This is a genomic window from Serratia liquefaciens ATCC 27592 (assembly GCF_000422085.1).
In the GTDB taxonomy this organism is placed as follows: domain Bacteria; phylum Pseudomonadota; class Gammaproteobacteria; order Enterobacterales; family Enterobacteriaceae; genus Serratia; species Serratia liquefaciens.
Map to the genome: position 1 here is coordinate 4,767,763 of NC_021741.1, position 26,922 is coordinate 4,794,684.

Below are 26,922 nucleotides of genomic sequence, written 5' to 3' on the forward strand. Positions count from 1 at the left end.
TAACGGACGAATGTGATAATTATATGTCAGTCTAAAAAAGCAGCGGTTTTATCGCATTTGGCGTGTTCGTCAGCCCTTCGCTGGTCTACCTTTAGCGGGGATAAACGCACTAAAATGGGGCATCTGTTGCATGAGTGAAGTATCGACAACCGTGGCGGCCATCTGCCAGACGCTGAACGCCCGGATCGCCCTGGGGGAGTTCAGCGCCGACGGCAAATTGCCTTCGGAACGTGCTCTGAGCGAACAGTTTTCCACCACCCGTATTACGCTGCAGGAAGCGCTCGGTCAGTTGGAGGCGCAGGGTGTGATCTACCGTCAGGTGAGGCGCGGCTGGTTTATCTCGCCGCCGCGGCTGATTTACAACCCTCTGCAGCGCAGCCACTTCCACGCCATGGCGCAACAGCAAGGGCGTGATGCCCATACCGAAGTGATCGACAGCGCCACCGTGCCGCTGCGCGAAGATCTGAGCCAAAAACTGGCTTTACCGTCCGGTAGCGAGGTCTATCGCATTCGTCGGTTGCGCTACATCGATGGCCGTGCGGTGCTGTATTGCGAGCACTACCTCAACCCGGCCTACTTTGCCGGCATTCTGGAGGCAGATTTAACCCAGTCGCTGACCGGGTTGTATGCCGAACGCTACGGCATTCGCTACGGGCGGGTACGTTTCGATATGCTGCCAACCCTGCTGTCGCAGGAAGCGGCAGCCATGCTGAAGGTCACCTACGGCAGCCCGGCGTTATTTATTACCCGGGTTAACCGCGATCAGCACGATCGGGTGATTGACTGCGATTTGGAATACTGGCGATACGACGCGCTGCACATTGACGTCGAAGCGTTGTAATGACATGGGCGCATTGCTGCGCCCATCAAGAGAGGATCAGTCGGCGTCGTAACCGAGATTAGGCGCTAACCAGCGCTCAACCTCGCCGACGCTCATGCCTTTGCGCGCCGCATAATCTTCAACCTGATCGCGCTGGATCTGCGCCACCGCGAAATATTTGCTTTGCGGGTGGCTGAAGTACCAACCGGATACCGCCGCCCCCGGCCACATGGCGAAGGACTCAGTCAATTCCATGCCGGTATGACGGTTAACGTCCAGCAGTCGCCAGATCTCCGCTTTCTCGGTGTGCTCCGGACAGGCCGGATACCCCGGCGCCGGACGAATGCCCTGGTAATTTTCGCGGATCAGCTCTTCGTTACTCAGGTTCTCGTCGCTGGCAAAGCCCCAGTGCACCTTGCGCACCTGTTCATGCAGGTACTCGGCGAAAGCCTCCGCCAAACGGTCGGACAGCGCCTTCACCATGATTTTATTGTAATCATCGTGCTGCGCGTCATAGGCCGCCGCCAGTTCATCCTCTTCCAACCCACCGGTCACTGCGAAAGCCCCGAAGTAGTCGGCCTTGCCGCTGCTTTTCGGCGCGATGAAGTCGGCCAGGCAGTAGTTCGGGAAGTCGGTTTTTTCGGTCTGCTGGCGCAGATGGCGGCTGACCACCAGCACATCATCGCGATTTTCGTCGCGATAAACTTCGACATCATCACCGACCCGGTTAGCCGGGAACAGGCCATAAACGCCGCGCGGGTTGAGGCTGCCGTTAGCGGCCAGCATATCCAGCATCTGGTTGGCGTCCGCAAACAGCCGCTTAGCTTCTTCCCCCACCACTTCATCTTCCAGAATGCGCGGGTATTTGCCCGCCAGCGACCAGGTCATAAAGAACGGCGTCCAGTCGATGTAATGCCGCAGCGTCTCGATACTGGCTTCGACCGGGTAAACGCCCAGTTGCTTCGGTACCGGTGGCTGATAATTTTCCCAGTCCAGCACCATGGCATTCGCGCGCGCTTTCTGCAGGTCAACCGGCGGAGTTCGCGGTTTCTTACGTGCGTGCTGAATGCGGACGGTTTCGTATTCTTTACGGGTTCGCGCCACAAAATCGTCGCGCTGAGCGTCGGAAAGCAATGCCGACACCACGCCCACGGTACGCGAGGCATTTTGTACGTAGGTGGTTGAGCCGCTGTAATTCTGCTCAATCTTCACCGCAGTATGGGCCTTGGAGGTGGTAGCGCCGCCGATCAGCAGCGGCAGGGTAAAGCCCTGACGCTCCATCTCTTTCGCCACGTTGACCATCTCGTCCAACGACGGGGTGATCAGTCCGGACAGGCCGATAATATCCACATTTTGCTCGCGCGCGGTTTTCAGGATTTTCTCCGTCGGCACCATCACGCCCAGATCAACAATTTCATAGTTGTTGCACTGCAGCACCACGCCAACGATATTCTTGCCAATGTCGTGCACGTCGCCCTTCACCGTCGCCAGCAGGATTTTGCCTGCCGTTGAGCCCTTTTGCTTGCTGGCCTCAATGTACGGCTCCAGATAGGCCACCGCCTGTTTCATCACGCGGGCGGATTTCACCACCTGCGGCAGGAACATCTTGCCTTCGCCGAACAGATCGCCGACGACATTCATGCCCGCCATCAGTGGCCCTTCGATCACTTCGATCGGGCGATCCGCCCTCTGTCGGGCCTCTTCGGTATCGAGCTCGATAAACTCGGTGATACCTTTTACCAGCGAGTATTCCAGCCGTTTTTCGACCGGCCAGCCGCGCCATTCCGCCTGCTGTACCGCCACTTCGTTGTCTTTGCTGCCGCGGTATTTCTCCGCCAGTTCCAGCAGCCGTTCGGTCCCGTCGTCACGACGGTTGAGGATCACGTCTTCCACCGCATCGCGCAGCTCAGCCGTCAGATCGTCGTAGATCGCCAACTGCCCGGCGTTAACGATCCCCATGTCCATGCCGTTGCGGATCGCGTGATACAGGAACACCGCGTGGATCGCTTCGCGTACAGGATCGTTGCCGCGGAATGAAAACGACACGTTGGACACGCCGCCGGAAATCATCGCGTGCGGCAGGTGAGTTTTGATGTCGGCGCAGGCTTCGATAAAGTCGACGGCGTAGTTGTTATGCTCTTCAATACCGGTAGCAACGGCGAAAATATTCGGGTCGAAAATAATGTCTTCCGGCGGGAAGCCGACGCGCTCGGTCAGAATTTTATAGGCGCGGCGGCAAATCTCGAATTTGCGCTCGCGCGTATCGGCCTGGCCCACTTCGTCAAACGCCATCACCACCACCGCGGCACCGTAACGACGCACCAGCTTGGCATGATGAATAAAGGCCTCTTCGCCCTCTTTCATCGAGATGGAGTTAACGATGCCTTTGCCCTGAATGCACTTCAGGCCTTTTTCGATCACCGACCATTTGGAGGAGTCGATCATGATCGGCACCCGGGCGATATCCGGCTCACCGGCGATCAGGTTGAGAAAACGCACCATCGCCGCTTCCGCGTCGAGCATCCCCTCATCCATGTTGATGTCGATAATCTGGGCGCCGCTTTCCACCTGCTGGCGAGCAACCGCCAACGCTTCGCTGTATTTCTCTTCTTTGATCAGCCGCTTAAAGCGTGCCGAGCCGGTCACGTTGGTACGCTCACCCACGTTGACGAACAACGTTTTGGCATCGATGTTTAGCGGCTCCAGCCCCGCCAGACGGCAGGCCACCGAGATCTCCGGCAGTTTGCGCGGTGGCACGCCCGCAACGGCCTTAGCCATGGCAGCAATGTGCTCCGGCGTGGTACCGCAGCAGCCACCGATGATATTCAGGAAGCCGGCTTGCGCCCACTCCCCAACCTGCCTCGCCATCTCTTGCGCATCCAGATCGTATTCACCGAACGCATTAGGTAAACCGGCATTGGGGTGTGCAGTGACGTAGCTTTCCGATATACGCGACAGTTCGGCAACGTATTGACGCAGTTCATCCGGCCCCAGCGCACAGTTCAGGCCAAAGCTCAGCGGTTTGACGTGGCGCATCGAGTTATAGAAGGCTTCGGTGGTTTGACCGGACAGGGTTCGGCCGGAAGCATCGGTGATGGTGCCGGAAATCATGATCGGCAGCGAAACGCCCAAGGCTTCGAATTCGGTTTCCACCGCGAAGGCGGCGGCCTTGGCGTTCAGGGTATCGAAGATGGTTTCGATCATGATCAGATCGACACCGCCCTCCACCAGCGCACGCGTCGACTCGCGGTAGGCTTCCACCAGTTCGTCGAAAGAAACGTTACGAAAAGCCGGATCGTTGACGTTCGGCGAAATAGAGGCGGTGCGGTTGGTCGGCCCCAGCACCCCGGCCACATAGCGCGGCTGCTCTGGGGTACGCGCAGTCCATTCGTCTGCGCAGGCACGTGCCAGGCAGGCGGCCTGATAGTTAATCTCGGCGGACAGCGACTCCATATGGTAGTCGGCCATGGCGATGGAGGTGGAGTTGAAGGTATTGGTTTCGAGGATGTCGGCTCCCGCTTCCAGATAGCCGTAGTGAATGGCGGTAATGACCTCGGGCTTGGTCAGCACCAACAGGTCGTTATTGCCTTTCAGATCGTTTTGCCAGTCGGCAAAACGCTCACCGCGAAAGTCGCTCTCTTCCAGACGGTAGCTTTGGATCATGGTGCCCATGCCGCCATCCAACACCAAAATTCGCTGCGCTAACTGCTGGCGCAGTTGTTCTACTCGATTCACCACCCCTATCCCCTTTATCTTTCAAGCCACTGCTATATTGACCCCTATGTAAAATTACCGGGTCACTATGTCACCATCACCCATACCCTAGGGATTTCAAGTTGCGGCTAGGCGCCCAGCCTGTTCATCCTCAGGAGCTTACTAAGGTAAGTGACTGGGGTGAACACGTGCAGGCAACAACGCTGCGGCTTGAAAGACGACGGGTATCGGTCATCCTAGCACAGGTTGTGCCGCTAAAGGGGCGAGCGGTTATTGAGAGTTTTTCAGGTTGTCTGGCAACACATCCGATGAGCTGATTGACGGCTTGCATTTCACACGTAAAAAACGAAAATGAATTCCATCATACGGAAAAAGGAATGTGAATCATGGTCACCCCCGTTCCCGCCAAACGTGGCAAGAAGCCCCGCGCTGCATCTCCAAGCGCCAGTGCGGCAACCGGTCAGGTACAGTCGCTGACCCGTGGCCTGAAATTATTGGAATACATTGCCGAAGCCCAGGGCAACGTGGCGCTGACCGACCTGGCCCAGCAGGCGGGGTTACCGAACTCCACCACTCACCGTCTGCTTTCCACCATGCAACAGCAAGGGTTCGTGCGTCAGGTCGGCGATCTGGGTCTGTGGACTATAGGTTCACACGCCTTTGTGGTGGGCAGCAGTTTTCTGCAAAGCCGTAATCTGCTGGCGATGGTGCACCCCACGCTGCGTCGCCTGATGGAAGAGTCTGGCGAAACGGTTAACCTGGCGGTGCTGGATACCAGCGAGTACCAGGCGATTATTATCGACCAGGTGCAATGCACCGCGCTGATGCGCATGTCTGCGCCCATCGGCGGCAAACTGCCGATGCACGCCTCCGGTGCCGGCAAAGCCTTTCTGTCCACCCTGCCGGACGATCAGGTCACCAAATTGCTGCATAAAAAGGGCATGCAAACCTATACCCAGCATACGCTGACGCCGCACAACCTGAAGGAAGGGCTGGCGCAGATCCGCAAGCAGGGTTTCTCGTTTGACGATGAAGAGCATGCGCTGGGTCTGCGCTGCGTGGCGGCCTGCATTTTTGACGAGCACCGCGAAGCCTTCGCTGCCATTTCGATTTCCGGCCCCGTATCGCGCATCACCGACAACCGCGTGATTGAGCTGGGCGCCTTGGTGATCCATGCCGCAAAAGAGATCAGCCTGGAATACGGTGGCGTACGTTAAAGTGGAGCAATGCCGTTGCATTAAACCTTCAAATAATCGAATATTAGACGTTTTATCGCCCCCAACGAGCCGCCAATGAGAGATAAATTCATTAAGAAAGAAGGTATTGCGCTTATCCAACTCGCCAGATATTTGCTGGATGAGAAGCCGATGAACCGGTTACGCACTATCGATGAACTCTCTGAAAGTTTTGGCCTTTCCGTCGGCATTGTGCAAAACGCACTTAAATCGCTGGAAAGCAGTGGCTGCATTCAGTTGGAACGGCGCGGCCGCAACGGGACGCAATTAAAACAGTTAAACTATCAGGCGCTCCTTACCCAGGCCGATATTGGCAATATTGTTTGTGCGATGCCACTGCCCTACACCAAACTTTATGAGGGCTTAGCCAGCGGTCTGAAAATACAGTTTGGGCAAATACCGCTTTACTACGCGCATATGCGCGGAGCCAGCGTACGTATCGAATGCCTGCTGGATGGTATCTACGATATGGCCGTCGTATCCCATCTGGCCGCCAGACAGGTCTTACAGGAGGGCAAAGCCCGTATTGCGCTGGAGTTAGGCGCGGGATCCTATGTTTCAGGCCACCAGATGGTTTACCGCCGTGGCGAAGAAAACAGCATCCGTCGTGTGGGCCTGGATCCTCGCTCGCCAGATCAACGTCAATTATCCGAACTCTATTTCCAGGGGCAAGAGATCGAATATGTCGATACGCCTTATCACGACTGTTTAAACCAAATAGAAAAAGGCAATATTGATTCAGCTATCTGGAACCTGGTGCAGAACTTTGCCAGTGACACCCTGGACGCGATCCCCTTGCAAGGTCACCCTTCCTATATTCAAGCCTCTGAAGCCGTGCTGCTTATTCGCAGCGATGACGCTCTCATTCAGCGCCTTGTGGCACGTCAGGTTGACAAGAAGCAACTGCTGCAACACCAGAAAAATGTCGTTTCGGGAAAGGAAGAACCTTTTTACTGATTAGGCTTTGTATATAATTAATGCCAGCCGTTATTTACAGCTTTCCGATAATAAAACCCTTCATGCCATATTAATACCTTTAAAGAGGTATAAAATAACCGCGTTAGTTTGTTCCGGAATCATATCCAATGTGTCAGGAATAGAGATAAGGAATGTGAAAATGAAACGCGAAGATAAATATAATCACGGTGACTACACTGATTTTCTAACGGCAATAAGAACCTTTGAATGCTCTATTGATCCTAAAGATGCCGACTATTATGACAAGCATTACGAAGATGACAAAGCAGTAACCTATCAACAAGTTGAGTATCCAGGTCGCGTAATTCGCGATAAAAATGGCGTTCCCCTACACAGCACCACGTCAATAAAAGGCTATTTCATTAAGCTTGGCATTGATAAACTCTATACGCGTGGCTCCAGCGATCCTGAGATGTTTCGCCAGATGCAGTATGCTGTGATGAATTATCTGGGTTTTGTCGGTTATCAATTCAGTGAGCATGACCTTTGGGATCTTGGTTATTACTCCCATTATGATAATGAACAGCTCCCCATGTACTATTCAGATGTCGACGTCAGCAATTGGTCCAATGGAGTGCGAGAAAAAATAATGGATCTTCCGGACGGGAAAATCCATGTTACCGACGTGAATACCTGGAAGGGGACATTTACCGGCAAACATGGCATCAATTCTTTCGCCGATGTTATCGATCCGGATAAGCAAGAATTTATTGCCCTCGACCATTTCGACAATAAATACCAAAATATTGTTTTGCAGTTAGCCGACCATGGCAAAACCCTGAATGATTATCTGGGGAGTACGCTACGCTGGAGTGAATGCCAGCCCAAATTAGCCCCACCCGGTGGCCGTCCTGATGAGGTAACCCTCACTTTATCCGGCTTACTGGCCGGCGCTCATTTACGTGGGGCGGAAGGCGTTGTCGCCCTGTTGGTCAAGCATGAAAATCATGCTGATGAGAACAAAACGGCCATATTGCAGTATGTCTATGATTTTGGCGGCTACAGTACGCCTTATGACCAGTAAATCTGGTATGAGTTTGGCAGGCGTCGGGTATGGCGCCTCATTATAATTTGTGATCTTGTTCAAGTAATAATCGCTTCCCCGTTGTCGTCCGTTATGCGCTCACTTACCATTTCATTTATATATTCAAAAAAATGAGGATATAAAATGATACACCAGGGCCTGAACACGCTGCGACAAGCCAAAGTGATTGATGAAGACATTTATCAGGGAATGCTGGCCGTCGTCGAACAACTGCAACAGCATTGCCAATGCCCCTTACCCGCAGAGCAAGGCTGGTTGGCGATCGCACACATGGCCAATGCACTAATGCGTTGCCGGCAGCAGCAAACCGTCTCACCGTTGGACAACGAAATATTGGCGGAAATAGCGGAAGCAGGGAAATTGGAAGTGTTGCGCGAGCTCAATAATGCCCTGATGAAAAACTTTACCCTCGAACTCCATCCCGATGAAGAAGGCTACCTGCTGGTCAATTGGTACAGCTTGAGCAAAGCATAATCGCCATGAATAATTTCTCTTAAATATTCAAATAAATGAATATTTTCCACAAGGATGACAAACCAGGAGTAAAGGGAACGATGTTTATTACTGCATTACAACGTCAGAATCCTGCGCTGATCGGCACTGCCGTATCACTGTGGCAACAGAGAATCCTTCGCCCGGATAGCTACGTGATCGATGTTGATACCGTAGAGGAAAACGCCCGACACATATTGCAAATCGCTCAGCAGCATCACCTGACGCCTTATGTCATGAGCAAACAATTTGGCCGTAACCCTTGGTTATGCCAACGCATTATCAATCAGGGTTTTCCGGGCGCCGCCGCTGTCGATTTCAAAGAAGCGCAGCAGCTAATGCAGCATCGCGTTCCCTTGTGCCACGCAGGGCATCTTGTCCAGATCCCTGACGGTGAGATCGCCGCCATTCTGAAGCAGCGGCCAGAAGCGATCACCGTCTTTTCGGTTGAAAAAGCCCGCAGCGTCGCTGAACAGGCAAAAAAAATAGGCATCACGCAATCTTTATTGCTGAAAGTCTATCAGGAAGGCGACCTCCTCTACCCTGGGCAAGAGGGCGGCTTTCTGCTTGATGATGTCGTGGCCGCCGCCAGACAAATAGCACAGCTGGGGCATGTACAGGTGGTCGGCGTCACCCATTTCCCTTGCCTGCTTAGCCACAAGGCCGGCGATATCCCACAGACAACCCCCAACTTTGCCACCCTGATTGAAGCTGTGGCTCGCCTGCGTCAGGCCGGCTTCCAGATATGCCAAATCAATGCCCCCTCCGCCAATAGCTGCTCGTCGTTGCCGATGCTCGCACAGCTTGGCGTGACCCACATTGAGCCGGGGCACGCATTCACAGGAACCTTCCCGGCGAACGTTTTTGGTACTGAGCCAGAACGCCTGGCAATGCTATATCTGACTGAAATATCTCATCATTATAAAGAGCTCAGTTTTTGTTATGGCGGCGGGCACTATCGCCGCAGCCACGTCCAACACGCGCTGGTGTTCACCCCTGATGGTCAGATGAGCCAAACCGAAGTGGTGCCGCCGGAGGACCACAGTATTGATTATTACCTGGGGCTACGCGGGACCTTCCCTATTGGTAGCGTAGTCATCATGTGTTTTCGCACACAAATTTTCGTTACCCGCAGCGACGTCGCCATGGTGTGCGGTATTTCGCGGGGTGCCCCGCAGCTTGCCGGGGTATTCGACAGCCAAGGTAACAGACTCAGCCATTCAGGAGATGCCCGGTGAAAAAATTTGTGGTTATTGTTTTAGATGGCTTCGGTATCGGCGCCATGGACGATGTCGCCCACCAGCGCCCTCTTGATATTGGGGCCAATACCTGCGGCCACATCTTGCAAAAATACGGCCTGCTACGGCTGCCGACATTAGAGAAGCTGGGCCTGATTAACGCTTTGGGATATCAGCCAGACAATGTCATGCACCCCAATCCGGCGGCAAACTACGGCAACGCAAATTTGCAGCATCAGGGGGCCGACTCCTTTATGGGGCATCAGGAAATCATGGGCACTCGCCCTGACATCCCGTTATTGATGCCCTTTTCTCAGGTCAGGGAACAGGTGGCTTCGGCGCTCAATAAGGCCGGGTACCAGGTTGAACGTGTCGCGGTCGAGGATGGTTTATGCTACCTGCGAATTAACGGATGCGTCGCCATCGGCGATAACCTCGAGACCGATCCCGGCCAGGTTTATAATGTGACTGCCAATTTGGATGCCATTGATTTCGCCACCGTTCGCACCATTGGTGACATCGTTCGCAGCCAGGTTCACGTCGGCCGGGTGATTGTCTTTGGCGGCAACATTGGCAGTAATGCCGCTTTGCACAATGCCGCCGAAACCCGCGCAAAGCGCTATGTCGGGATCAATGCCCCCAAGTCAGGCGTCTATGGCCATGGCTTTACCGTTGTCCATCTCGGTTATGGCGTCGATGCAAGCCAGCAAACCGCCGCCAGTTTGCACTCATCAGGCGTGCCCACGGTGTTAATCGGCAAAGTCGCAGATATCGTCATCAATCCTCACGGAACAAATTATCAGGGCATTTCAGATTCGGAAGAGATCATGCAATTGACCTTGCAGGCGGTCGAACTGCCGGGACAGGCCTTTATCTGCACCAATATCCAGGAAACAGATCTGGCCGGCCATGCCGAAAACAGCGATCGCTACGCTGAGCGATTACAAGTCGTTGACGGTTACCTGGCGCAATTACTGGCTCGACTCGGTCAAGACGACGCCCTGGTGGTGATGGCCGACCATGGAAATGACCCGACGATTGGTCACTCGCGCCATACCCGAGAAAAAGTGCCATTACTCTTCTGGCGCCCCGGCGTTCAAGGCGTCTATTTGGGCGAACGCTCAACCCTGGCTGATGTCGGGGCTACGGTCTGCGACGCATTTGGCGCTCCGGCACCTCAAAACGGCCATTCGTTCTTCCCGCAAATGAATAAGGGACAACCATGAATCCTTCATCGCAATTTGATCGACGTGGCTATACCTATGCGCACGAACATCTGCATATTGATCTGTCGCCGTTCAAACAGAATATTGATTGCCGATTGGATTGTTACGCACTCCTCGTGGATGAAATGAAAACGCTGGTCAATAAAGGCGTATTGAACCTGGTTGAGGTCACGAACCGCTATATGGGGCGTAATCCTCAATTTATGCTGGATTTGATGCAAGAAACCGGCATAAACATCCTGGCATCAACCGGTTACTACCAACAGGATTTCTATCCGCCACATGTCGCTCAGCGCAGCGCGCAGCAGTTGGCGCAAGAAATGATCGACGAGATTGAGCACGGCATTGACGGCACAACGCTTCGCGCCAGCGTAATTGCAGAAATTGGCAGCAGCGAAGGCACCATTACCCCAACGGAAGAGAAAGTATTCCATGCTGCTGCCCTGGCACATTTAGCCACCGGAAAACCCATCTCTACGCATACCAGTTTCAGCACCATGGGATTGGAGCAGTTGCAGCTATTAATGCGCCATGGTGTATCCGCCGAACGTATTGTTATTGGCCACTGCGATTTACGCGATCAGTTGGACACCTTGCTGAGGATTACTGAAACCGGCGCTTTTATTCAATTCGACACTATCGGCAAAAACGATTACTACCCGGACGAAAAGCGCGTGGTGACATTGCTGGCACTTTCTCAACGCGGACTATTGAGCCAGGTAATGCTTTCCATGGATATCACCCGACGTTCCCACCTGGCCGCAAATGGCGGTCTGGGATTCAGTTATCTCATTGATGGATTCGTCCCCATGCTGCTGCAAGCTGGGATATCACAACAAGATATTGACCATATGCTGTGCACCAATCCAAACACTTTCTTCAGAGGACAAGAATAATGAAAAAGATCGGTATTGCAGGTTTACAACGCGAGCAAATTAAACAAGCTATCGAATCAGCCGCCCCCGGTAAATTTGAGTGCTTTATTCAAAATGACATGGAAGCGGCCAGTAAAGTCAAAAGTGGCGAACTGGATTACTTTATTGGCGCCTGTAATACCGGCGCCGGTGCAGCGTTATCCATCGCTATTGCGATTATCGGTTATAACCGCTGCTGCACCATTGCCAAACCGGGAATACAGGCAAAAGAAGAACAAATAATAAAATGGGTCAACGAAGGCAAAGTGGCCTTTGGCCTTTCGGTGGAACATGTTGAACATGCCATCCCGATGCTGATGGGTCATTTGAATTAAGGGGGTATCCATGGAGCAGTATTTGCATATTGTTATTGTCGCTTTGCTAACGGGAATGACCTCGCTGCTTTCTCATCGTTCCGTTGCCGTATTTCACGACGGTATTCGTCCGATTCTGCCGCAACTGGTCGAAGGGAATATGAATCGCCGTGAAGCCGGCAGCATTGCATTTGGTTTGAGCATCGGCTTCGTCGCATCCGTCGGGATCTCCTTTACCCTCTCAACCGGGCTGTTGAACAGTTGGTTGCTGTTTTTACCCACCGACATCATCGGCGTACTGGCCTTTAACAGCTACCTGGCTTTCGCTTTAGGCATGGCCTGGGGAGTATTGGTGCTGACCAGTTTGGTGCCGATCAATACCCTGCTGACCGCGCTTCCCGTGGATATCCTCGGTTCACTGGGCGAGCTTTCCAGCCCGGTGATTTCGGCCTTCGCGCTGTTCCCACTGGTGGCTATTTTCTATCAATTCGGCTGGCGCCATAGCCTGCTGGCCGCCGTCGCCGTACTGATGTCGCGCGTCATTGTCGTGCGCTTTTATCCTTCACTCTTTCCAGAGTCGATTGAGATATTCGTCGGTATGGTGATGCTGCTGGGGATTGCGATATTTCGTGATATCTCACAGCGCAAGCATCATGAAGTAAACCATGGCACCTCTGTTTTCGAGGAGAGAACCTCTCGCATTATCAAGAATCTGCCGCTGCTCGCCATTACCGGTGCGCTAATCTCGACGGTTGCCAGCCTTAAGCTGTTTGGAGGGTCTGAGGTTTCGATCTATACGCTGGCAAAAGCCTGGGCCCCCGGCGTATCTCCGGAAGAATCCGCTGCGTTGGTCAATCAAGCTGCGCTGGCTGAGTTTATGCGTGGTTTGGGCTTTATTCCGCTCATCGCCACCACCGCGCTAGCCACTGGGGTGTACGCCGTCGCCGGTTTTACCTTCGTCTTTACCGTCGGTTATCTGGCCCCCTCGCCCTGGTTAGCGGCCATTTTAGGTGCCCTGACCATCACGTTGGAAGTGCTGTTGTTGCGGACTATCGGCCGTTGGTTAAGCAACTATCCCTCGGTTCGTAATGCCTCAGACAGTATCCGCAATGCGATGAACATGCTGATGGAATTTGCTTTGCTGATCGGCGCTATTTTCGCCTCTATCAAGATGGCGGGCTATACCGGCTTTAGCATCACCGCTGCCCTGTACTTCCTTAATGAAGCGCTGGGGCGTCCTATATTGAAAATTGCCGCCCCGGTAGTGGCGACCATAATATGCGGTATTTTACTGAACATTTTGTATTTTTTAGGGTTGTTCGTCGTTAATTAACCGAATGTTTTAAACGGAATGTCTGACTAAAGTCGCAATAAAAACACAGGGAAATAATAATGAAAATAGAGAATAATCAAAACACAACCCGCTCAAAGTGCTTTGCAGTATTAGCATTACTGTTGGGTTCTACGGCATTTTTATCGGCGGCCCACGCAAACAACGATACCGCACCCAATAACGATCCTGCTGAAACCTGGCGCACCGATTATAGCGATATCGGTTACCCGAACGTGGGTTTTTCCCCTTATATCAAAGGTTGGATTAATGGTTATCTGACACCGGCAGATTATCCTGACGGCGCAAAAATTCTGCCGCCGCCGCCAAAAGAGCATTCCGCAGCAGCAAAAAGCGATATTGAAACGTTCCATGAATTACGACAGCTGCGCGATACGCCACGCGGCCAGTTGGCGATCGAAGATGCCAAGCTCTCCTTCAACCATATTGGCAGCGCATTTTCACCGGCGCTGGGCATCACTATTTCACGTAAAAATACGCCTCATTTGCACCTGCTCCTCAGCCGTGTTTTTACCGATGCAGGTTACGCCTCCAATGACACCAAAAAAGCGTTTAGTCGGATTCGGCCCTACTCGGCATTACGTATCGACAGTTGCACGCCCAAGGAACATAGCGCGTTAAGTAACGACGGCGGCTCTTATCCCTCCGGTCATGCCGTCACCGGGATGATGTGGGCCATGACGTTAACCGCTATGGAGCCACAGCTGGCAACCCCGTTAATGAAAAAAGGCTATGAGTTTGGTCGTAGTCGCCTGATCTGCGGCGTACATTGGGAAAGTGATGTCAACGCGGGTCGTTTCCTTGCTGCCGGCGCTTTCGCTCGCCTCCAGGCCAGCCCCGAATATCAAAAACAATTCCGCGAAGCCAAGCTGGAAGTCGATCGTCTGTTAGCGCAAAAACAAGGCAGTAAATAAACGTCAGCGCTGATTACCCGGCGCATCAGACGAAAATCATCATCGTAAAAATGCCCAGGTTTGCGCAGAGAGTGTCGCTGCGCAAGCCTTTCTCCATGACGATTATCCCCATCGTGACGCATGCTCACAGCTCAACTTCAACGAGGTTTCATGTCTGGATGACAGCCTGAAATAGTTGAAGCCGATCACAAATAATGACTTTGCCAACGGAAGCCCATTGCAACTGGTTAAACTTCCTTCGACAATGTTACCGATAACATGTTACCGGTAACAAATAATGCAAGGTAACGCCACTTGTCGTTTTGGAGCTAAGCCATGACCAATAATCAAAACCGTATTTACGTCATTATGGGCGTTTCCGGCAGCGGCAAGTCCGCCGTGGCCGCCGCAGCGGCCCGCCAACTGTCTGCCGGGTTCCTTGACGGTGACTTTCTGCACCCGCGCAGCAATATCCTGAAAATGGCCGCCGGTGAACCGCTGAACGATGACGATCGCGCCCCATGGCTGGCCGCCCTCAACGATGCTGCCTTTGCGATGCAACGCACCAATACTGTTTCGGTCATTGTCTGTTCGGCGCTAAAAAAGCACTACCGCGATCGCCTGCGCGCCGGTAACGGCAACCTGTCGTTCATCTATCTGCACGGCGATTTTCCGGTGATCGAAGCCCGCCTGGCTGCGCGTAACGGACACTTCTTCAAGCCACAGATGCTGGTAACGCAGTTTGCGGCGCTGGAGCAACCGGGCGCGGACGAAAGTGACGTTATGTCCGTAGATATCAACCAGCCGCTGGAAGCCGTCATCGCCGATACCGTGCGACATATCCAGAGTTTCCTGCCACAGGACGTGTGCGCGTGAATACTGTAACGCTGGTCGGTACCGCAGTCGGCTCGGTTCTATTACTGCTGTTTCTGGTGATGAAGGCACGCATGCATGCCTTCGTCGCGTTAATGTTGGTGTCTATCGCTGCCGGTATTTTTTCCGGCATGCCGTTGGACCGCATCGCCGATACCATGCAAAAAGGCATGGGCGATACGCTGGGTTTTCTGGCGATCGTCGTGGCGCTGGGCGCCATGTTCGGCAAGATACTGCATGAGGTCGGCGCACTCGATCAAATTGCGGCACATTTGCTGAAACGTTTCGGCCAAAGTAAAGCCCATTACGCGCTCGGTATCGCCGGGTTGATCTGCGCCTTGCCGCTGTTCTTTGACGTGGCGGTGGTACTGCTGATCGGCATCGTGTTTGCCGTCGCACGTCGCACCGACGGCAATATCGTCAAGCTGGCCATTCCCTTGTTCGCCGGCGTCGCTGCCGCAGCATCCTTCCTGCTGCCGGGGCCGGTCCCAATGCTGCTGGCGGCGCAAATGAAAGCCGACTTCGGCTGGATGATCGCCATCGGCCTGGTCGCCGCCGTCCTCGGCATGCTGATTGCAGGCCCATTGTACGGCAGCTTTATTAGCCGCTTCGTTAACTGGCCAATGCCGGCAGACGAAAACGAACCGACACTCAACAAAGGCAACCTGCCGTCATTTGGCTTTAGCCTGGCGCTGGTACTCTGCCCACTGGTGCTGGTCGGCATGAAAACCATTGGTGCACGTCTGGTCACGCCAGGTTCTCAGTTGCAGCAGTGGCTGGAGTTTATTGGCCATCCGTTCACCGCCATTTTAATCGCCTGCCTGATCGTGATTTATGGGCTGGCAAAACCGCGCGGCATGACCAACGAACAAACGCTGGCCATCTGTTCGGCTGCAGTGCAGCCCGCCGGGATCATCCTGCTGATGACCGGTGCAGGCGGCGTATTCAAACAAATCCTGGTGGATTCCGGCGTAGGTCCGGCACTGGGTGACGCCATGATTGGCACCGGTTTGCCGATCGCCGTAGCCGCCTTTGCATTATCCGCTATGGTACGCGTGATCCAAGGCTCCGCCACCGTTGCCTGCCTGACCACCGTTGGCCTGGTCCTGCCGGTGACCAGCCAGTTGGGGCTCGGCGGTGGGCAGCTGGCCGCGCTGGCTATCTGTATTGCCGGGGGGTCTATCGTGCTCAGCCACGTCAACGATGCCGGTTTCTGGCTGTTCGGCAAATTTACCGGCGCCAATGAGCTGCAAACGCTAAAAACCTGGACGGTGATGGAAACCATCCTTGGCAGCGTGGGTGGCATCATCGGCATGATCGCTTTCACCCTGTTTTAAATCACGATAACGACATAACACCGCCCCCGGTCTTTGCACATCAGGGCCGCAATATTCCACCGGGGGCACCGCCACAGGCGGCGTCTATAACAATAGCCATGTGAGGAAGGTATGCTTAATCCCACCCTATCCCGTGTCACGCAACGCATCATCGACCGTTCCAAACAGAGCCGCGCCGCCTATCTGGCACGCATTGAAGCGGCGCGTTCCCAAACCGTGCACCGCGCACAACTGGCCTGCGGTAATCTGGCGCACGGTTTTGCCGCCTGTCAGCCGGACGACAAAACCGCACTGAAAAACATGGTGCGCAGTGATATCGCCATCATCACCGCTTATAACGATATGTTGTCTGCCCACCAGCCCTACGAAAACTATCCCCAACGGCTGAAACAGGCGTTGCATGCCGTGGGCGCGGTCGGTCAGGTAGCCGGAGGCGTACCGGCGATGTGTGATGGCGTGACCCAGGGGCAGGATGGTATGGAGCTGTCGCTGATGAGCCGCGACGTGATCGCCATGTCCTCGGCCATCGGCCTCTCGCACAATATGTTCGACGGCGCGCTGTTCCTCGGCATCTGCGACAAAATCGTGCCGGGTCTGGTGATGTCCGCCCTGTCATTTGGCCATTTGCCGTCGCTGTTTGTGCCTGCTGGCCCGATGAGCAGCGGCTTACCGAACAAAGAGAAAGTGCGCGTGCGTCAGCTGTACGCCGAAGGCAAAGCCGATCGACTGGCGCTGTTGGAGGCCGAAGCCGCTTCTTATCACGGCATCGGCACCTGCACCTTCTACGGCACCGCCAACACCAACCAGATGGTAATGGAAGTGATGGGGTTGCACCTGCCGGGATCCTCCTTCGTTCACCCGGACACCCCTTTGCGCGATGCGTTGACCGACGCTGCCGCACGCCAGGTCACTCGCCTGACCGAAACCGCCGGCAACTATCTGCCAATCGGCAAACTGGTGGATGAAAAGGTGGTGGTTAACGGCATCGTTGCGCTGCTGGCCACCGGCGGCTCCACCAATCTGACCATGCATATGGTGGCGATGGCGCGCGCCGCCGGCATCATCATCAACTGGGACGACTTCTCCGAACTGTCGGACGCCGTACCGCTGCTGTGCCGTATCTACCCGAACGGCCCGGCGGACATCAATCAGTTCCAGGCATCTGGCGGCGTCGCCCTGGTGGTGCGCGAACTGCTAAAGCACGGCCTGCTGCACGAAGACGTACACACCGTGGCCGGTTTTGGCCTGACGCGTTATACCCAGGAGCCGTGGCTGGATAACGGTCAGTTGGCCTGGCGTGAGGGCGCGGAAAGCTCGCTCGATACCCAGGTTATCGCCAGCGTGGCGGAGCCTTTCGAACATCATGGCGGCACCAAGGTTTTGGCAGGCAACCTCGGTCGTGCGGTGATGAAAACCTCGGCGGTGCCGGCCGACAATCAGATTATCGAAGCGCCGGCGGTGATATTTGACAGCCAGCATGACATCGTGCCGGCATTTGAAGCCGGCAAGCTGGATCGCGATTGCGTGGTGGTGGTTCGCTTCCAGGGGCCGCAGGCCAATGGCATGCCCGAACTGCACAAGCTGATGCCACCGCTGGGCGTGCTGATGGACCGCGGATTTAAAGTCGCGCTGGTCACCGATGGCCGCCTGTCAGGCGCCTCCGGCAAGGTCCCTTCCGCTATCCACGTGACCCCGGAAGCCTATACCGGCGGCATGCTGGCCAAGGTGCAGGACGGCGATGTGATCCGCGTAAACGGCCGCACCGGTGAATTGGCATTACTGGTCGATGCCGACATTCTGGCCCAGCGAGCGCCTTACCAACCGGACCTGAGCGCCGAACATATCGGCTGCGGCCGTGAACTGTTCGGCGCATTACGCAGCCAGCTTTCCGGTGCCGAACAGGGCGCCTGCTGCATTAAATTTTAACCGATAGCATGGCCGGGCAGCCCGAAGGCGACGGCTATAACTGGAGAGAACCCTTAATGAACAATTGGAAAACCAGCGCAGAGCAGATCCTGATGGCCGGCCCGGTAGTCCCGGTGATCGTCATCAACAAATTGGAACACGCGATCCCGCTGGCGAAAGCCCTGGTGGCTGGTGGCGTCCGGGTATTGGAAGTCACCCTGCGCACCGCCTGCGCCATGGACGCGATCCGTGCTATTGCCAAAGAAGTGCCTGATGCCATCATCGGCGCCGGTACCGTCATCAACCCGCAGCAGCTGCAGGAAGTGACCGATGCCGGGGCGCAATTCGCCATCAGCCCGGGCCTGACTGCCGATCTGCTGCAAGCGGCCACTGCTGGTTCAATCCCGTTAATTCCGGGTATCAGCACCGTGTCTGAACTGATGTTGGGCATGGATCATGGGCTGCGTGAGTTTAAATTCTTCCCGGCGGAAGCCAACGGCGGCGTGAAAGCACTGCAGGCGATCGGCGGCCCGTTCCCGCAGGTACGTTTCTGCCCGACCGGCGGTATTTCACCGGGCAACTACCGTGACTATCTGGCGCTGAAAAGCGTGCTGTGCATCGGCGGCTCCTGGCTGGTGCCGGCGGATGCGCTGGAAAGCGGCGACTACGCACGCATCACTGAATTGGCGCGTGCCGCCGTTGCGGGTGCAAAAGCTTAATGCTATCGGGCGCGGCGTGCCGCGCCCTTACGTCGCTGCCGAGGTAGCAGGCAGCGCCACCCCGCTGCGCTGGCTAAAACGCCGTTTCTTGCGGTAAGCGAAGACATCCTCCACATGCCCGTCGCGAATGCGCTGCTGCAACCCGCGCCAGTAATCGGCTTCGAACAGGTCGCTGTGCAACTCTTCAAACACCTGCCGAATGCGCCGATCGCCACACAGAAAATGCCTGAACTCCTCCGGGAATACATCGTTCGCCGACACGCTGTACCACGGCTCGCTGGCCAGTTCATCTTCCGGGTAACGCGGCGGTGGAATATCGCGGAAGTTCACCTCGGTCATATAGCAAATTTCATCGTAATCGTAGAACACCACCCGCCCGTGCCGGGTCACGCCGAAGTTCTTGAATAGCATGTCGCCGGGGAAAATATTGGCGGCGGCCAGTTGTTTGATCGCATTGCCATACTCTTCGATAGCGTCGCGCATCTGCTGCTCATTGGCCTGCTCCAGATACAGGTTCAGCGGCGTCATGCGCCGTTCCATATACAGGTGCTTGATCACGATGCGATCGCCCAGATCCTCCAGCTTGTCCGGCACTTCACGCTGCAATTCAGCCAAAAGCTCCGGGCTGAGGCGCGCCTTGTCGACGACAAAATTCTCGTACTCTTGGGTATCCGCCATGCGCCCCACGCGGTCGTGTTCTTTCACCAACTGGTAACAGGCCATCACCTGCGCCTGCGTCACCTCTTTTTGCGGTGCGAACTCGTCTTTGATCACCTTGAACACCCGATCGAACGACGGCAGGGTAAACACCAGCATCACCATGCCTTTCACCCCCGGCGCGATGATGAACTGCTCCTGCGAGCCAGCCATAAACGTCAGGTATTCACGGTAACATTCCGTTTTACCGTGCTTCTGGCAGCCAATCGCCATATACAGTTCGGCGGTGGTTTTGCCCGGCAGTATTTCTCGCAGCCACTCGACCATCGCTGCCGGAAGCGGTGCGTAAACCATAAAGTAAGAACGTGCGAAACCGAAGACGATACTGGCCTCGGCCTTACTGGTCAGGCAGGTATCGATAAACAAGGCACCGGAATCACTGTGATGGATCGGCAGCAGGAAAGGATAGACCGTATCCGCCACCCGCAGCTTACCTACCAGCCAGGCAGCCTTGTTACGGTAAAAGAGCTCATTGGCAATCTGGAACGTCGCCCCAGCCAGCTGCTGCGCGCTAAAGCTCTGTTGCAACGCCAGCGTGATGTAATCAATATCACGCGACAAGTTTTCCCAAGGTAGCCGCAGGGGTAAATCCGTCAGCAGGTTGTACAGCATCGCCGATACATCACCGCCAGCAGTGAAATTGCGCGACAGCGGACGCGGGATATCGCGAAAGCGTCCCTCGGGTTGGGAGCTGAAAACAAACAGCTTTTCCGGCGTTAGATCCCGGTGTTTGAACAGGCGGCAGTAAACCGAATTAAAGAAGCTTTCGGCGATCTCAAAGCGTGGGTACTCCGGCAACAGGTCGGTGTACACCGCCTTCACCCGGCTGGGGAAATCCGCATCAAAGGACTTTTGCCCCGTGATGCACTTCAGTTGCTCCACCACCAAACCGACGTGATGGTCATACAGGTGAATACGCTTTTTCATCGCCTGTTGCACCGCCGGCCAGTCTGCTCGCTCAAAACGCTGCTGCGCACCGGCGGTCACCTCAAGGAAGCGGCCATATTGCGCATCAAAACCCTGCAGTATCGTCTGTGCGATCAACAGCTCCAGTTTCGCCGCCATCCTTACCTCCCGCCAGAAAATAGAGCCCGCATATGCAGGCTCTGGGTTAGGTTTTTTCAGCGTTGCCGCCTCAGAACTGCTGTTCTTCCGTCGAACCGGTCAGTGCCGTTACCGAAGAAGCACCGCCCTGAATGATGGTAGTGACCTTGTCGAAATAGCCGGTACCTACTTCCTGCTGGTGCGATGCGAAGGTGTAACCGCGTGAAACGGCATCGAATTCCGGTTTCTGTACCTTCTCGACGTAGTGCTTCATGCCCTCGCCCTGTGCATAAGCGTGCGCCAGGTCAAACATGTTGAACCACATGCTGTGGATGCCCGCCAGCGTGATGAACTGGTACTTGTATCCCATCGCCGACAGTTCCTCCTGGAAGCGGGCAATCGTCTGATCGTCCAGGTTCTTTTTCCAGTTGAACGACGGTGAACAGTTGTATGCCAGCAGTTTGCCTGGGAATTTGGCGTGAATGGCATCAGCGAAACGCTTGGCTGCCTGCAGATCCGGCGTGGAGGTTTCGCACCACACCAAGTCAGCGTAAGGGCAATACGCCAGGCCACGGCTGATCGCTTGCTCAATGCCGGCATGGGTACGGAAGAAACCTTCCGCTGTACGTTCGCCGGAGACAAACTCGCTGTCGTATGGATCGCAGTCTGACGTCAGCAAATCAGCCGCATCGGCGTCGGTACGTGCGATGACCAGCGTTGGCACACCGAGCACGTCTGCAGCTAAACGGGCGGCTACCAGCTTCTGAATCGCTTCCTGGGTTGGTACCAGCACTTTACCGCCCATATGGCCGCACTTTTTCACCGCCGCCAATTGGTCTTCGAAATGCACCCCGGCAGCGCCGGCCTCAATCATGGCTTTCATCAGCTCAAAGGCATTCAGCACGCCGCCAAAACCGGCTTCGGCATCGGCGACAATCGGCAGGAAGTAGTCGGTGTAACCCTTACTGCCCGGTTCAATTTTATTGGCCCACTGGATCTGATCGGCACGGCGGAAAGTATTGTTGATACGTTTAACCACCGCCGGCACGGAATCAACCGGGTACAGCGACTGGTCCGGATACATGGCCGACGCGGTGTTGGCATCCGCAGCGACCTGCCAGCCAGACAGATAAATCGCCTCAATGCCGGCTTTGGCCTGCTGCAATGCCTGCCCGCCAGTCAGCGCACCCAGGCTGTTGACATAGCCTTTGCGTGATTTACCGTGCAGCAGTTCCCACAGCTTGGCGGCACCGTTTTGTGCCAGCGTGCAGACCGGATTGACCGAGCCGCGCAAATTAATCACGTCTTCAGCGCTGTATGGGCGCGTGATGCCTTCCCAGCGAGCCGATTTCCATTCCTGTTCCAGTTGTTGAATCTGTTGAGCACGAGAGGTAGACATAATTTTTATCCTTTTCAATAATGTAGGGTTAATGGTCAGGAACAGGTTCAGGCCAGAAGCTCATAGCCGGGTAAGGTCAGAAAATCGATTAATTCGTCTTGCGTAGTGATACGTTCCATCAGGCGCGCAGCTTCTTCGAAACGGCCAGCGTTAAAGCGCGCCTCACCCAATTCTTCACGTACCACCAACATCTCTTCTTTCAGCATCTGGCGGAACAGCGTCTTGGTGACCAACTGGCCATCACTCAGGCTCTTTTGGTGATGGATCCACTGCCAGATTGAGGTACGGGATATTTCCGCCGTCGCCGCATCTTCCATCAGGCCGTAAATCGGTACGCAGCCATTGCCGGAGATCCAGGCCTCGATGTATTGCACCGCCACGCGAATATTGGCGCGCATGCCGGCTTCGGTCCGTTCGCCATCACAGGGTTCCAGCAGTTGCGCGGCGCTGATCAGCGCATCGTTTTCACGCAGGACTTCCAGCTGATTACGGCGTTCGCCGAGCACTTTGCTGAACACTTCCATGACGGTATCTGCCAGCCCCGGATGCGCCACCCAGGTGCCATCATGGCCGTTATTGGCCTCCAGCTCTTTATCCGCCCGTACCTTGTTCAATACCCAGGCATTTTTCTCGGCGTCTTTGCTAGGGATAAACGCGGCCATGCCCCCCATGGCAAAAGCGCCTCGCTTATGGCAGGTCTTGATCAGCAACCGGGAGTAGGCACTGAGGAACGACTTGTCCATCGTGACCGACTGGCGATCCGGCAGGACCCGGTCAGCGTGGTTTTTCAGCGTTTTGATATAGCTGAAGATGTAATCCCAACGGCCGCAGTTCAACCCGACGATATGATCGCGCAGGTGGTAAAGGATCTCGTCCATCTGGAATACCGCCGGTAGCGTTTCGATCAATACCGTGGCCTTGATGGTGCCGCGCGGCAGGGAGAAACGATCCTCGGCAAAGCTGAATACTTCACTCCACCAGGCGGCTTCCTGCCAGGATTGGGTTTTCGGCAGGTAGAAATAAGGGCCGCTGCCTTTTGCCAGCAATTGACGGTAGTTGTGGAAGAAATACAGTGCGAAATCGAACAGACCGCCAGGGATCGCTTCGCCTTGCCACTGCACGTGTTTCTCCGGCAAATGCAGGCCACGTACGCGCGCTATCAATACCGCTGGATTAGGCTTCAACTGATAAATCTTGCCGGCTTCATTAGTGTAAGAAATGGTGCCATTCACTGCATCATGCAGGTTGATTTGCCCATCGATCACTTTGTCCCAGCTCGGCGCCAGTGAATCTTCGAAATCCGCCATAAACACCTTCACATTGGCATTCAGGGCATTGATCACCATTTTGCGTTCAACCGGCCCGGTGATTTCGACCCGACGGTCGCGCAGATCCTCGGGTATGCCGCGGATCTTCCACTCTCCATTTCGAATGGAATCAGTTTCCGAAATAAAGTCTGGGAGTTCGCCCTGATCGATCTTCTGCTGCCAACAGGCACGCGCAGCCAAAAGCTTATTGCGCTGCGGAGTAAATTTACTCACCAGATCCGCCAGGAATTCGACCGCGTCATCCGTCAACACCTGCCGTTCAGCAGCGGTAAAACCCTGCGTAAACGTTAACTCCGTGCCTGCTATCTGTTGCGTCATTGTCTTGCTCCTTCGCATCATTGTGCACCGCAGCTGCAAGTCAGGCGGGCACATCTTCATCAGAAATCAGTGCGGATCAGGATGAATAAAATGATCCTCAACTGGTCAGATCTCATCTCGCTGGATCTAAGAATACTCAACTAAAAATAAAAATCAAAAACGATTTCCATTTTATTATTAAATATTTTATTAACCTTTTATTATCAATTGGTTATTAAAAATAACAATACCAGAGGGTAAGGAAACCGGTTCCATTTCTTGTCGATGGTTATATCAAGTGTTTGTTAGATAATGAGTTTTAGTAAGAATGGCAGATAAATAAGGGGAAAAGCGCTGGGAGAGGAGTGCCGGCGGCCTCGATTCAGCCGCCGGTTAAAGCAAAAAATGTTATTCCAGGGTCGGGTTCATATGACGCAGATCGTAAGGTGTGATCTGGTAAACGTAGTAGTTAAGCCAGTTGGCGAACAACAGGTGGCCATGGCTGCGCCAGGTCGCTTTGGGGGTAAGTTCGGGGTTATCGTCGGGGAAGTAATTGAGCGGCACTACCGGGTTGAGACCTGCTTCGTTATCGCGACAGTACTCACCGGCGAGCGTCAGCGCATCATACTCTGGGTGCCCAGTCACGAACGCCAGCCGTTTATCCTTGCTGGCGAACAAATAGGCCCCGGTTTGCTCCGACTCGGCCAGGATATCCAGATCCGTGTACTGCCGAATAATCTCGGTAGGGAAATCCGCATAGCGTGAATGGGGTGCCAGGAAGGTCTCATCAAAACCACGCGTCAGCAAGGCATGCTGCTGCAAGGTTTGGTGCTGGTAAACGCCAGAGAGTTTCACTTCACGCGTCATCTTCGGGATGCCATACAGGATATTCAAAGCGGCCTGCACGGCCCAACAGACAAATAGCGTGGAGGTCACGTGATTCTTGGCCCAATCTATTACGCGTTCAATCTGCGGCCAGTAAGCAACGTCGCAGAAATCAACCAACCCTAGCGGTGCCCCCGTCACGATCAGACCATCAAAGTTCTGATCCTGGATGTCTTCAAAATCACAGTAAAAGTTGTTCAGATGCTCCGCCGGCGTGTTCTTTGACTCGCGGCTGTCGATACGCAGCAACTGGATATCGATTTGCAAAGACGAGTTAGAAAGCAGACGTAAAAACTGGTTTTCCGTCTCGATCTTCTTCGGCATCAGGTTAAGGATCAGCACTTTCAACGGCCTGATTTCCTGTGTTTTTGCCCGTGAGGATGTCATCACAAAGACATTCTCATTGCGCAAGAAACTTACTGCAGGTAACTCATCAGGAACACGAATCGGCATTGCTTAATCCCCACACATCCGTTTAAACGTTTAGACTTCTAGATGCCCGAAGATAGCGGTTTTTTGATGTAATGTCGAGTGTTCAACGGAAAGGTGAAAATGTTTCATCGCGGCGATGACGGGAGGTTGAACGTATTTTTGGACGCTAAAAAGCAAAAAGGCCATCCTTGCGGATGGCCTCTTGGCTTAATTGATGCTTGGCAGTGTCCTACACGATTCGTCTCATCCTGAGACTCACCCCTTCGGGGCCGCCGCAAGCGGCGTTAAAGCCCGTTCCCGACGGGCTTTTCGCATGCCCATGTGACCTGCCCCCAGTATTAGATACAACCGTTAGTTAGTAATGTCGGTTTGTTTATCTTCACATTTTCCATTCCGCCACCGTGCTGCAAACTCTGATGGCGTCTGATAATTCAGTGCTGAATGTGGACGACACTCGTTATAATCCTGCCGCCAGTTATTAATGATTTTCCTTGCATGAACGATATCGCTGAACCAGTGCTCATTCAGACATTCATCGCGAAATCGTCCGTTAAAGCTCTCAATAAATCCGTTCTGCGTTGGCTTGCCCGGCTGGATTAAGCGCAACTCAACACCATGCTCAAAAGCCCATTGATCCAGTGCGCGGCAAGTGAACTCCGGCCCCTGGTCAGTTCTTATCGTCGCCGGATAGCCCCGGAACAGTGCAATGCTGTCCAGAATTCGCGTGACCTGAACGCCTGAAATGCCGAATGCGATGGTAATTGTCAGACACTCCTTCGTGAAGTCGTCCACACAGGTCAGGCACTTGATCCTGCGACCGGTGGCCAGTGCGTCCATGACAAAATCCATCGACCAGGTCAGGTTGGGCGCCGCTGGGCGGAGCAGAGGCAGACGTTCTGTTGCCAGCCCTTTACGACGTCGCCTGCGTTTTACGCCCAGCCCGCTCAGATGATAAAGGCGGTACACGCGCTTATGATTAACATGAAGGCCTTCACGGCGCAGTAACTGCCAGATGCGGCGGTAGCCAAAACGCCTGCGCTCCAGTGCCAGCTCAGTGATGCGCCCTGATAAATGCGCATCAGCCGCCGGACGCTGAGCCTCATAGCGGCAGGTCGACAGGGACAAACCTGTAAGCTTGCAGGCACGACGTTGCGACAGACCGATCGCATCACACATAAACTCAACGGCTTCCCGCTTCTGGTCTGTCGTCAGTACTTTCGCCCCAGTGCCACCTGAAGTGCCTCCTTATCCAGCATGGCTTCGGCAAGCAGCTTCTTGAGTCTGGCGTTCTCTTCCTCAAGCAACTTCAGGCGCTTAACCTCGGGTACTTCCATGCCGCCATACTTCTTGCGCCAGGTATAAAAGGTGGCGTCGGAAATGGCGTGCTTGCGGCAGAGCTCACGGGCAGAAACCCCGGCTTCAGCCTCGCGGAGAATACTGATGATCTGTTCGTCGGAAAAACGCTTCTTCATGGGGGTGTCCTCATGTGGCTTATGAAGACATTACTAACATCGCGGTGTATTAAGTCACATGCTCGAGCAGAACGACATACAGCAGATAAAACAAAAAGCCCTACGCTTTCACGTAGGGCTTGTTGCTTTATTTGATGCTTGGCAGTGTCCTACTCTCGCATGGGGAGACCCCACACTACCATCGGCGCTACGGCGTTTCACTTCTGAGTTCGGCATGGGGTCAGGTGGGACCACCGCGCTATTGCCGCCAAGCAAATTCTTTTAATTCTTTTTGCCGAACTTCTAAACCCACTT

21 protein-coding genes and 1 rRNA gene are annotated in these 26,922 nt (G+C 54.5%); 15 read left to right on the forward strand and 7 right to left on the reverse strand.

All coding sequences use genetic code 11. The annotated features are described in order from the left end of the window. The first annotated feature begins 130 nt into the window (after window positions 1-130). Window positions 131-841 carry a UTRA domain-containing protein gene (locus M495_RS22170; RefSeq protein ID WP_020837197.1) on the forward strand — a complete coding sequence of 237 codons (711 nt, stop codon included), beginning with the start codon at window positions 131-133 and terminating at the stop codon, window positions 839-841. A gap of 36 nt (window positions 842-877) precedes the next feature. Here the strand turns inward: M495_RS22170 and metH are convergent, their stop codons facing one another. Beyond that, window positions 878-4,558, reverse strand: a complete 3,681-nt coding sequence (metH, locus tag M495_RS22175; protein WP_020837198.1) for a methionine synthase — start codon at window positions 4,556-4,558, stop codon at window positions 878-880. Window positions 4,559-4,920: 362 nt separating this feature from the next. Here metH and iclR point away from each other — a divergent pair, with 362 nt between their 5' ends. The 14 genes from iclR (at window position 4,921) to M495_RS22245 (ending at window position 19,054) form a co-directional block, all read left to right on the forward strand. Continuing rightward, the gene (gene iclR / locus M495_RS22180; RefSeq protein WP_020837199.1) at window positions 4,921-5,751 is read left to right on the forward strand and encodes a glyoxylate bypass operon transcriptional repressor IclR; all 831 of its coding nucleotides are present in this window, start codon (window positions 4,921-4,923) and stop codon (window positions 5,749-5,751) included. Window positions 5,752-5,826: 75 nt separating this feature from the next. Then, on the forward strand, window positions 5,827-6,726 hold the full coding sequence (yhfZ, locus tag M495_RS22185; RefSeq protein ID WP_020837200.1) for a GntR family transcriptional regulator YhfZ: 900 nt from the start codon (window positions 5,827-5,829) through the stop codon (window positions 6,724-6,726). A 160-nt stretch (window positions 6,727-6,886) separates the two neighbouring features. Further along, window positions 6,887-7,771, forward strand: a complete 885-nt coding sequence (locus M495_RS22190; RefSeq protein ID WP_020837201.1) for a hypothetical protein — start codon at window positions 6,887-6,889, stop codon at window positions 7,769-7,771. A gap of 144 nt (window positions 7,772-7,915) precedes the next feature. Further along, window positions 7,916-8,266, forward strand: coding sequence for a hypothetical protein (locus tag M495_RS22195; protein ID WP_020837202.1), 351 nt, complete (start codon window positions 7,916-7,918; stop codon window positions 8,264-8,266). Between the two features lie 80 nt (window positions 8,267-8,346). Further along, the gene (locus tag M495_RS22200; protein WP_020837203.1) at window positions 8,347-9,522 is read left to right on the forward strand and encodes a YhfX family PLP-dependent enzyme; all 1,176 of its coding nucleotides are present in this window, start codon (window positions 8,347-8,349) and stop codon (window positions 9,520-9,522) included. Beyond that, window positions 9,519-10,748 carry a phosphopentomutase gene (locus M495_RS22205; RefSeq protein WP_020837204.1) on the forward strand — a complete coding sequence of 410 codons (1,230 nt, stop codon included), beginning with the start codon at window positions 9,519-9,521 and terminating at the stop codon, window positions 10,746-10,748. Before M495_RS22200 ends, M495_RS22205 begins: the two co-directional genes overlap by 4 nt. Then, the gene (locus tag M495_RS22210; RefSeq protein ID WP_020837205.1) at window positions 10,745-11,644 is read left to right on the forward strand and encodes a phosphotriesterase-related protein; all 900 of its coding nucleotides are present in this window, start codon (window positions 10,745-10,747) and stop codon (window positions 11,642-11,644) included. Before M495_RS22205 ends, M495_RS22210 begins: the two co-directional genes overlap by 4 nt. After that, complete coding sequence (locus M495_RS22215; RefSeq protein ID WP_020837206.1) at window positions 11,644-11,997, forward strand: DUF2620 domain-containing protein; 354 nt, start codon at window positions 11,644-11,646, stop codon at window positions 11,995-11,997. Before M495_RS22210 ends, M495_RS22215 begins: the two co-directional genes overlap by 1 nt. A 10-nt stretch (window positions 11,998-12,007) precedes the next feature. Further along, entirely contained in the window at window positions 12,008-13,309 is a 1,302-nt protein-coding gene (locus tag M495_RS22220) for a YhfT family protein (protein WP_020837207.1), read from the forward strand. A gap of 59 nt (window positions 13,310-13,368) precedes the next feature. After that, the gene (locus M495_RS22225) at window positions 13,369-14,241 is read left to right on the forward strand and encodes an acid phosphatase (protein ID WP_020837208.1); all 873 of its coding nucleotides are present in this window, start codon (window positions 13,369-13,371) and stop codon (window positions 14,239-14,241) included. Window positions 14,242-14,556: 315 nt separating this feature from the next. Continuing rightward, a complete protein-coding gene (gene gntK / locus M495_RS22230; protein ID WP_020837209.1) occupies window positions 14,557-15,096 on the forward strand; it encodes a gluconokinase in 540 nt (179 codons plus the stop codon). Next, entirely contained in the window at window positions 15,093-16,430 is a 1,338-nt protein-coding gene (gene gntU / locus M495_RS22235) for a gluconate transporter (protein WP_020837210.1), read from the forward strand. The genes gntK and gntU overlap by 4 nt, the downstream gene beginning before the upstream one ends. A 111-nt stretch (window positions 16,431-16,541) precedes the next feature. After that, window positions 16,542-18,356 (forward strand): phosphogluconate dehydratase, encoded by a 1,815-nt coding sequence (gene edd / locus M495_RS22240; protein ID WP_020837211.1) that lies wholly within the window; start codon window positions 16,542-16,544, stop codon window positions 18,354-18,356. A 56-nt stretch (window positions 18,357-18,412) separates the two neighbouring features. Then, window positions 18,413-19,054, forward strand: a complete 642-nt coding sequence (locus M495_RS22245) for a bifunctional 4-hydroxy-2-oxoglutarate aldolase/2-dehydro-3-deoxy-phosphogluconate aldolase (RefSeq protein WP_020837212.1) — start codon at window positions 18,413-18,415, stop codon at window positions 19,052-19,054. A 27-nt stretch (window positions 19,055-19,081) separates the two neighbouring features. On the opposite strand, the gene aceK is transcribed toward M495_RS22245, so the two are convergent. The 6 genes from aceK to rrf all read right to left on the reverse strand — a co-directional run bounded on the left by aceK (window position 19,082) and on the right by rrf (window position 26,880). Next, window positions 19,082-20,836 carry a bifunctional isocitrate dehydrogenase kinase/phosphatase gene (aceK, locus tag M495_RS22250; protein ID WP_020837213.1) on the reverse strand — a complete coding sequence of 585 codons (1,755 nt, stop codon included), beginning with the start codon at window positions 20,834-20,836 and terminating at the stop codon, window positions 19,082-19,084. Window positions 20,837-20,906: 70 nt separating this feature from the next. Continuing rightward, a complete protein-coding gene (gene aceA, locus M495_RS22255) occupies window positions 20,907-22,214 on the reverse strand; it encodes an isocitrate lyase (RefSeq protein ID WP_020837214.1) in 1,308 nt (435 codons plus the stop codon). A 47-nt stretch (window positions 22,215-22,261) separates the two neighbouring features. After that, window positions 22,262-23,860 (reverse strand): malate synthase A, encoded by a 1,599-nt coding sequence (gene aceB / locus M495_RS22260; RefSeq protein ID WP_020837215.1) that lies wholly within the window; start codon window positions 23,858-23,860, stop codon window positions 22,262-22,264. A gap of 387 nt (window positions 23,861-24,247) precedes the next feature. Next, window positions 24,248-25,177 carry a homoserine O-acetyltransferase MetA gene (metA, locus tag M495_RS22265; protein ID WP_041415044.1) on the reverse strand — a complete coding sequence of 310 codons (930 nt, stop codon included), beginning with the start codon at window positions 25,175-25,177 and terminating at the stop codon, window positions 24,248-24,250. Window positions 25,178-25,507: 330 nt separating this feature from the next. Then, a protein-coding gene (locus M495_RS22270) for an IS3 family transposase (RefSeq protein ID WP_144079308.1) occupies window positions 25,508-26,628 on the reverse strand; the annotation gives its coding sequence in 2 pieces (ribosomal slippage) (window positions 25,508-26,370 and window positions 26,370-26,628; 1,122 coding nt in all). 136 nt (window positions 26,629-26,764) lie between these two features. Next, window positions 26,765-26,880 (reverse strand): 5S ribosomal RNA (rrf, locus tag M495_RS22280). Window positions 26,881-26,922: the final 42 nt, after the last annotated feature.

Excerpts from the sequence above, each read along its gene's own strand:
- M495_RS22170 (WP_020837197.1), top strand. The coding sequence starts at position 131 with ATGAGTGAAGTATCGACAACCGTGGCGGCCATCTGCCAGACGCTGAAC.
- iclR (WP_020837199.1), top strand. The coding sequence starts at position 4,921 with ATGGTCACCCCCGTTCCCGCCAAACGTGGCAAGAAGCCCCGCGCTGCA.
- yhfZ (WP_020837200.1), top strand. The coding sequence starts at position 5,827 with ATGAGAGATAAATTCATTAAGAAAGAAGGTATTGCGCTTATCCAACTC.
- M495_RS22190 (WP_020837201.1), top strand. The coding sequence starts at position 6,887 with ATGAAACGCGAAGATAAATATAATCACGGTGACTACACTGATTTTCTA.
- M495_RS22195 (WP_020837202.1), top strand. The coding sequence starts at position 7,916 with ATGATACACCAGGGCCTGAACACGCTGCGACAAGCCAAAGTGATTGAT.
- M495_RS22200 (WP_020837203.1), top strand. The coding sequence starts at position 8,347 with ATGTTTATTACTGCATTACAACGTCAGAATCCTGCGCTGATCGGCACT.
- M495_RS22210 (WP_020837205.1), top strand. The coding sequence starts at position 10,745 with ATGAATCCTTCATCGCAATTTGATCGACGTGGCTATACCTATGCGCAC.
- M495_RS22215 (WP_020837206.1), top strand. The coding sequence starts at position 11,644 with ATGAAAAAGATCGGTATTGCAGGTTTACAACGCGAGCAAATTAAACAA.
- M495_RS22220 (WP_020837207.1), top strand. The coding sequence starts at position 12,008 with ATGGAGCAGTATTTGCATATTGTTATTGTCGCTTTGCTAACGGGAATG.
- M495_RS22225 (WP_020837208.1), top strand. The coding sequence starts at position 13,369 with ATGAAAATAGAGAATAATCAAAACACAACCCGCTCAAAGTGCTTTGCA.
- gntK (WP_020837209.1), top strand. The coding sequence starts at position 14,557 with ATGACCAATAATCAAAACCGTATTTACGTCATTATGGGCGTTTCCGGC.
- edd (WP_020837211.1), top strand. The coding sequence starts at position 16,542 with ATGCTTAATCCCACCCTATCCCGTGTCACGCAACGCATCATCGACCGT.
- M495_RS22245 (WP_020837212.1), top strand. The coding sequence starts at position 18,413 with ATGAACAATTGGAAAACCAGCGCAGAGCAGATCCTGATGGCCGGCCCG.
- aceK (WP_020837213.1), bottom strand. The coding sequence starts at position 20,836 with ATGGCGGCGAAACTGGAGCTGTTGATCGCACAGACGATACTGCAGGGT.
- aceA (WP_020837214.1), bottom strand. The coding sequence starts at position 22,214 with ATGTCTACCTCTCGTGCTCAACAGATTCAACAACTGGAACAGGAATGG.
- aceB (WP_020837215.1), bottom strand. The coding sequence starts at position 23,860 with ATGACGCAACAGATAGCAGGCACGGAGTTAACGTTTACGCAGGGTTTT.
- metA (WP_041415044.1), bottom strand. The coding sequence starts at position 25,177 with ATGCCGATTCGTGTTCCTGATGAGTTACCTGCAGTAAGTTTCTTGCGC.